Source organism: Thermococcus sp., from assembly GCF_026988555.1.
In the GTDB taxonomy this organism is placed as follows: Archaea; Methanobacteriota_B; Thermococci; order Thermococcales; family Thermococcaceae; genus Thermococcus.
This window is the reverse complement of record NZ_JALSLB010000068.1, coordinates 1-5,618: the sequence shown is the minus strand read 5'-3', so window position 1 is coordinate 5,618 and position 5,618 is coordinate 1. Positions and strand designations below refer to the sequence as shown.

Annotated in this window: 7 protein-coding genes; all 7 read left to right on the top strand. The window is 55.3% G+C overall.

Annotated elements, in window-relative coordinates:
- The coding region (locus MVK60_RS11195; protein ID WP_297439424.1) for a proton-conducting transporter membrane subunit at window positions 1-1,046 on the top strand (1,046 nt) is incomplete at its 5' end.
- On the top strand, window positions 1,043-1,963 hold the full coding sequence (locus MVK60_RS11190; RefSeq protein ID WP_297439422.1) for an NADH-quinone oxidoreductase subunit H: 921 nt from the start codon (window positions 1,043-1,045) through the stop codon (window positions 1,961-1,963). The genes MVK60_RS11195 and MVK60_RS11190, both read left to right, overlap by 4 nt.
- 2 nt (window positions 1,964-1,965) lie before the next feature.
- Entirely contained in the window at window positions 1,966-3,717 is a 1,752-nt protein-coding gene (locus MVK60_RS11185) for an NADH-quinone oxidoreductase subunit C (protein WP_297439426.1), read from the top strand.
- Between the two features lies 1 nt (window position 3,718).
- Window positions 3,719-4,222 carry a 4Fe-4S dicluster domain-containing protein gene (locus MVK60_RS11180; RefSeq protein WP_297439420.1) on the top strand — a complete coding sequence of 168 codons (504 nt, stop codon included), beginning with the start codon at window positions 3,719-3,721 and terminating at the stop codon, window positions 4,220-4,222.
- On the top strand, window positions 4,219-5,022 hold the full coding sequence (locus MVK60_RS11175) for a hydrogenase (RefSeq protein WP_297439418.1): 804 nt from the start codon (window positions 4,219-4,221) through the stop codon (window positions 5,020-5,022). The genes MVK60_RS11180 and MVK60_RS11175 overlap by 4 nt, the downstream gene beginning before the upstream one ends.
- A complete protein-coding gene (locus MVK60_RS11170) occupies window positions 4,982-5,269 on the top strand; it encodes a hypothetical protein (protein ID WP_297439416.1) in 288 nt (95 codons plus the stop codon). Before MVK60_RS11175 ends, MVK60_RS11170 begins: the two co-directional genes overlap by 41 nt.
- A partial coding sequence (locus tag MVK60_RS11165; RefSeq protein ID WP_297439415.1) for a hypothetical protein occupies window positions 5,266-5,618 on the top strand: 353 nt, incomplete at its 3' end. The genes MVK60_RS11170 and MVK60_RS11165, both read left to right, overlap by 4 nt.

The window sequence follows — 5,618 nt, the reverse complement described above, 5'->3', positions numbered from 1 at the left end:
ACCTGAACAGGCTCAAGGGACTCGCGAGGGTTATGCCGTTTACGGCCATCTTCACCTTCATCGCCGCCATGTCAATAGCGGGAACGCCGCCCTTCAACGGTTTCATGAGCAAGTGGCTGATTTACCAGTCCACGTTCCTCTCGGGGAACGGCCTCATCGTATTCCTGGGAGTCATGGCCCTCTTCATCAGCGCCGCAACGCTCGCTTCGTTCCTCAAGTTCTACACGACAGCCTTTGGCGGTGAGCCGGAAGACATAACGGCCAACGCGAAGGAAGTTCCCTTCCCAATGCTCCTCGGAAAGGGACTGTTAGCTTCGCTCTGTCTCCTCCTCGGACTTGTGCCGGGCTTAATCCTCCCGCTCCTCCTCAGCCCCGGAGAGGCGCTCTCGGGGGTAAAGGCATCGCTATCAACGAACTACTGGCTGGTGACGGTCAAACCTCTCGGCGGAGCCGAGAGCTACTTTAAACCGGTGCTGTTCGTCGTAGCCTTCACCTTCGTTGTGCTCGCGATGTACCTCGCGTTCCCGCCGAAGGGAAGAACTACTGAACCCTGGCGCCTCGGCGAGCCGGTAACGAGAAGGGACTACAAGTTCAAGGCGGTTAACTACTACGAGCCCTTCGAGGAGTACATACACGGTCTCTACCACCTCGGCGAGGAGCTGAGCCACATTGGAGGAAAGATTACCGGGGAGGTGGGAGATGCATACTTTGGCATCTCAATCTTGCTCCACACATCTGGTGATAAAATTGGGAGCATTGTCAGTGCAATAGCCAATAGAGGAATTGCCGGAGGATATTTTGCCCTCTCGACCTTCCTCAGCAGGCTTGGAAGTGCCTTTGGAGGCATCATAGTCGCTATCGGAAGGAGGTACACCTCCCTCGGTGAGCTGTACCTTGATGAGACGTTCCTCTGCCCGCTCGTCAAGATAGCGAGGAACCTTGGCTTTGTCCTCGACGAGGGCTTCAGCAGACCCAACGGGCCCTTCACTCTGGCGCTGATAGTGCTTGGAATTATGGTGATAATACTCGCGGGGTGGGGACTATGATTGAAAAGGTAATCTACTCGGTAGTCGCGATAATCATACTCGCCTTCCTTCCGCCGTTCCTCGACGGAATAAGCAGAAGAATCAAGGCGATCCTCCAGGAAAGGCAGGGCCCCTCGGTGTTCCAGACCTACAGCGATTTGAGCAACCTGCTCTCCATGGAGTCCAACATGCCCACCGACAGGTTGGGCTTTGTTATCGCTCCCTACGTGGCCTTCGCGGCCGCTTTAACTGCCGGCCTCGTCCTGCCCTTTGGAGACTTCGTGCCGATAGCTTTCACGGGGGACATCTTCGTCTTCCTGTACGTACTGGCGATATCCTCAATAGCCTTCATGATGGCCGGTTTCCTCGTTGAGAACACCTACGCCAACGCGGGCGCCAACAGGGAGATGATGATAATCCTCAGCATCGAGCCAATACTTGGGATAGCCCTCGGTGTGTTCGCGCTCCACACCGGCTCGCTCTCGATAAGCGGCATTGCAACGAACCTGAGCCTCGCGCCGTCCGTACTGCTGGGAATGGCCCTCTTCGCCTACGCGGTCTACACGGAGTGCGCCTTCATACCCTTTGACGTGGCAGAGGCTGAGACGGAGATACTCGAAGGCCCGCTCGTGGAGTACAGCGGAAGGCTCTTCGGAATCTTCAAGTGGGCGATGCTCATCAAAAGGGTCGTCCTCATATGGCTCTTCAGCGCGGTGCTCCTCTTCCCGACGCTCGGTAGAGTCATCGACTTTACAACGCCACTTGGGAGCGCGGTGATGCTCCTTGCACAGCTCTTCATGCTCGTGGTATTCTACGCGATGTCGGCAGTTATTGAGGCCACAACGGGCAGGATGAAGATAATCCAGGTCATCAGGCAGAACACGCTCGTGTTTGGGGTTGGAATAGTCGTTCTTGCAATTGCCTCCATGGGGTGGTGAAAATGGTGGAAGCTCACACTGCTGACCTCCATGGTGAGACGAAAAGGAAGCACGGGGATGAAAAAGCGGTCGTCAACCGCGAGTATCTTGACAGGCTAATTGAGAGGTTCAAAGACCTCATAAGCGAGGTGAAGCAGGTAGCCTACAACCAGTGGGTTGTCGTTACCGACAGGGAGAACCTTCCGAAGCTCGTCCTCTGGTGGCTTGAGGAGTCCGGCTTCCCCGAGACTCAGCTTTCAACCATGGTTGCAACCGACGAGAGACCTATAAACGGGAAGTTCAGCGTCACCTACTGGCTCAGCGTCAACGCGAAGGCCGGGGACATTTACGTTGGGATAAGGAGCTATTTGCCCCCAAACGATCTCTGGATACACTCGGTTGCGGAAAAGCACGGTGGAGCCAACTGGTACGAGAGGGAGATAATGGATCTCCTCGGGATCGATGTGAAAAACCACCCGGACCCGAGGAAGCTTGTCCTGCCCGATGATTGGCCGTCCTGCGTCTATCCCCTCAGGAAGGACTTTACTTACTACGACAGCCCGCCCGGAGAGAAGTTCTATCCCTACAGGAAGACCGGGGAGAAAGAGGTCGTGGTTCCCTACGGCCCCTATCATGTTGCCCTTGAGGAGGCCGCTCACTTCAGGCTCTACGTCAAGGGAGAGACCATAGTGGACTGCGATTACAGGGGCTTCTACGCCCACAGGGGGATAGAGAAAATATCCGAGGGCAGGCTAACCTACGAGCAGGTCTGTTACATAGCCGAGAGAATCTGCGGCATCTGCGGTACGACCCACTCGACTGCCTACTGTGAGGCCGTTGAAAACGCAGCGGGAATAGAGGTGCCCGAAAGGGCGGAATACATCAGGACGATAATGCTCGAAATAGAGAGGCTCCACAGCCATCTGCTCAATTTCGGTATCGCGTGCCACCTCGTCGGCTACGACTACGGTTTCATGCAGGCGTGGCGCATAAGGGAGCACGTGATGTGGCTGGCTGAGAGGCTATCGGGCAACAGGAAGACCTACGGAATGCTCACCATCGGCGGCGTGAGAAGAGATTTGCTCGAATATAGAAAGCAGCTCGTTCAGGAGGTTATCCACAAGATAAACACCGAGTTCAGGGAGCTGGTTGACAAGGCCCTCTCAACGAGAACCTTCGAAAAGAGGCTTGAAGGCGTTGGCGTTCTGCCCTACAAGGTGGCCAAGGCATGGGACGTTGACGGGCCCCTCGGAAGGGGTTCCGGAAGGGACTTCGACGTTCGGAGGGACCACCCGTACGCGGCCTACAAGTACCTCGACTTCAAGGTGCCTGTCCAGAAGGAAGGCGATGTCCTGGCGAGGGCCCTTGTCAGGATTGACGAGGTCTTTGAGAGCACGTGGATTTTAGAGCAGGCAATAGATGAGATTCCAAACGGAGACATTATTGCCGAATACAGGGAAATCCCGCCCTACCTTGAGGGAATAGGCATGACCGAAGCTCCAAGGGGAGAGAACATCCACTACGTTATGACCGGAGAAAACAACAGGGTCTACCGCTACAGGGCCAGGGCGGCAACCTACAACAACCTTCCTGCCGTTCCCGACATGATGCGCGGCAACACCATAGCGGACGCACCGCTCATAGTGGCGAGCATAGACCCCTGCTACTCCTGCACTGAGAGGGTCCAGATAGTTGATGTAAGAAGCGGGAAAGCAAAGGTTCTCACGGAGGAGGAGTTCAACAGGCTGAGCATAAAGGCCTCAAGGAGGGTGTGATATGGCGGTTACCCTGAAGTACCCATACGTCAAGCTTGAGGCCCCGCCGGAGTACAGGGGGATACCCCAGATAGACCCAACGCTCTGCATTGGCTGCGCCGGCTGCGTTAACGTCTGTCCAGCAGATGCTTTGCTCAGGATAGACGATTACGAGAACGGAAAAAGGGAGATAGTTCTCGATGTTGGGAGGTGCATTCGCTGTGCCCGCTGCGAGGAAGTCTGCCCCACGGGAGCGATAAAACTCACCAACTTCTTCGAGGCAGCTTCCCTCGACAGGAGGGACCACGTTGAGGTCGTTCGCCTGAAGCTTGTGAAATGTCACTCATGCGGAAGGTACGCGGACTACACCGAAAGGCAGGTTCTCAAGGCCCTCCAGATAGTTCCCGAGGAGGTAATAGAGAGGGAAGCGCTCGACGAGAAAGTCTGGCTCTGCAGGGACTGCAGGAGAAAGGGGACGGTTAATTCCACAATAGAGGCCAGCAAGGAGAAGGGGGTGATCAGATGAGGCCGATATGGGTCTTCCACCTCAACACGGGCTCGTGCAACGGCTGTGACATCGAGATAATCGATTTACTTACGCCGTACTACGATGTCGAGCGCTTTGGAATAAAGCTCGTTGGCTCACCGAGACACGCCCATGCAATGCTCGTTTCGGGGCCTCTAACAAGGCAGGCCTACTACGGTGCCAAGGAGGCCATAAAGGCGATGTCCCCGGAGCCGAGGATAATAATCGGCGTCGGAACGTGCACCTGCTCCGGGGGTATATTCTACAATGGATACCCGATATACAGGCGGCCAGAGAGCGGAAGGGTGGGCAGTGAATACCCCCGCGCCGGAGGAATATACGAGCTGGTCAAAGACATCAGGGATGAGGGCGAGAACGTTGGTGAAGTAGTTTACATCCCGGGCTGCCCACCCAGGCCGGAGGAAATAATCTACGGCATAGCCCAGCTCGTTGGTCTGGTCGAGAAGAGGCTCAGCTATGCGGAATACACCGATGGGATGGTGAAGTTCAGACTGCCAGAGGGACCCGTGCCTGAAAGAATAAGGCTCACGCTCATGGAGAGGCTCAGGCACCTTGTCGGCTACCTCGACAGGGAGGAGATACTCAACGAGTTCTTCAGGCTGATCGAGAAGGCCGAGAAGAGCGACAAGCCGAAGGAAGCACTCAGAAAGCTCGTCTTCGAGTACTGCCAGAGCTGTAAAGACCTCAGGCTGGCCTACGTTATGAAGGTTTTGGAAGACGAGTACTGGAGGGTCAAAGATGCGATATCTGCTGGTCAAGAGTTCGTATACTGGATTTAGCACCGAACTTGGAAGAAGGTTGGCCCACATAGACGGCGACTTCCTGATATGCGAGGTTATCGGCGAGATTAGCGCTCAGGCCGGGGAAACCCTGAGGAAAAGGCTTGGACGGTCATACTTCACCCTCGATGACTTCCCCCGGCTCCCCCTCGAGGAGCTTGGGGAGGGAGATAAAGCCGTAGTCATGAGGGCCCTTAAGGGCCTGAAGAAGGACGAAAAGGTTGAAATAAAACGCAGGAGGTGGTGAAGGTGGTGGCACCCGACCCGACGCCATTTGCCCTGTTCGGATATGGAACAGCGGCATTGACGTATGGAATATACAACACCTTCAGATTCCCAGAGGGGAAAAACGAAGAAGAAAAAAGAAAGATAAAGAGAGCCTTAATAGCCAACGGTTTCGCCTTCGGTGGTATAGCACAGTTCGTGGGTGGACTTCTGATGTTCGCACTCCACAGCGGGAAGGTTGCCTTAGCAGGGGCAACGACAGCGGCAGTCTTCGGAGTGCTCTGGACCGCTATATGGCTCAACGAATATTTTGATGCCGACCCAAGACCGTTAGCGTTCCTTGATATAGCAATAGCAGTGTACACACTCTT

Bases quoted from the DNA above. Each gene is read 5' to 3' on its own strand.
- MVK60_RS11185 (WP_297439426.1), top strand. From the start codon at position 1,966: ATGGTGGAAGCTCACACTGCTGACCTCCATGGTGAGACGAAAAGGAAG.
- MVK60_RS11175 (WP_297439418.1), top strand. From the start codon at position 4,219: ATGAGGCCGATATGGGTCTTCCACCTCAACACGGGCTCGTGCAACGGC.
- MVK60_RS11170 (WP_297439416.1), top strand. From the start codon at position 4,982: ATGCGATATCTGCTGGTCAAGAGTTCGTATACTGGATTTAGCACCGAA.
- MVK60_RS11190 (WP_297439422.1), top strand. From the start codon at position 1,043: ATGATTGAAAAGGTAATCTACTCGGTAGTCGCGATAATCATACTCGCC.
- MVK60_RS11180 (WP_297439420.1), top strand. From the start codon at position 3,719: ATGGCGGTTACCCTGAAGTACCCATACGTCAAGCTTGAGGCCCCGCCG.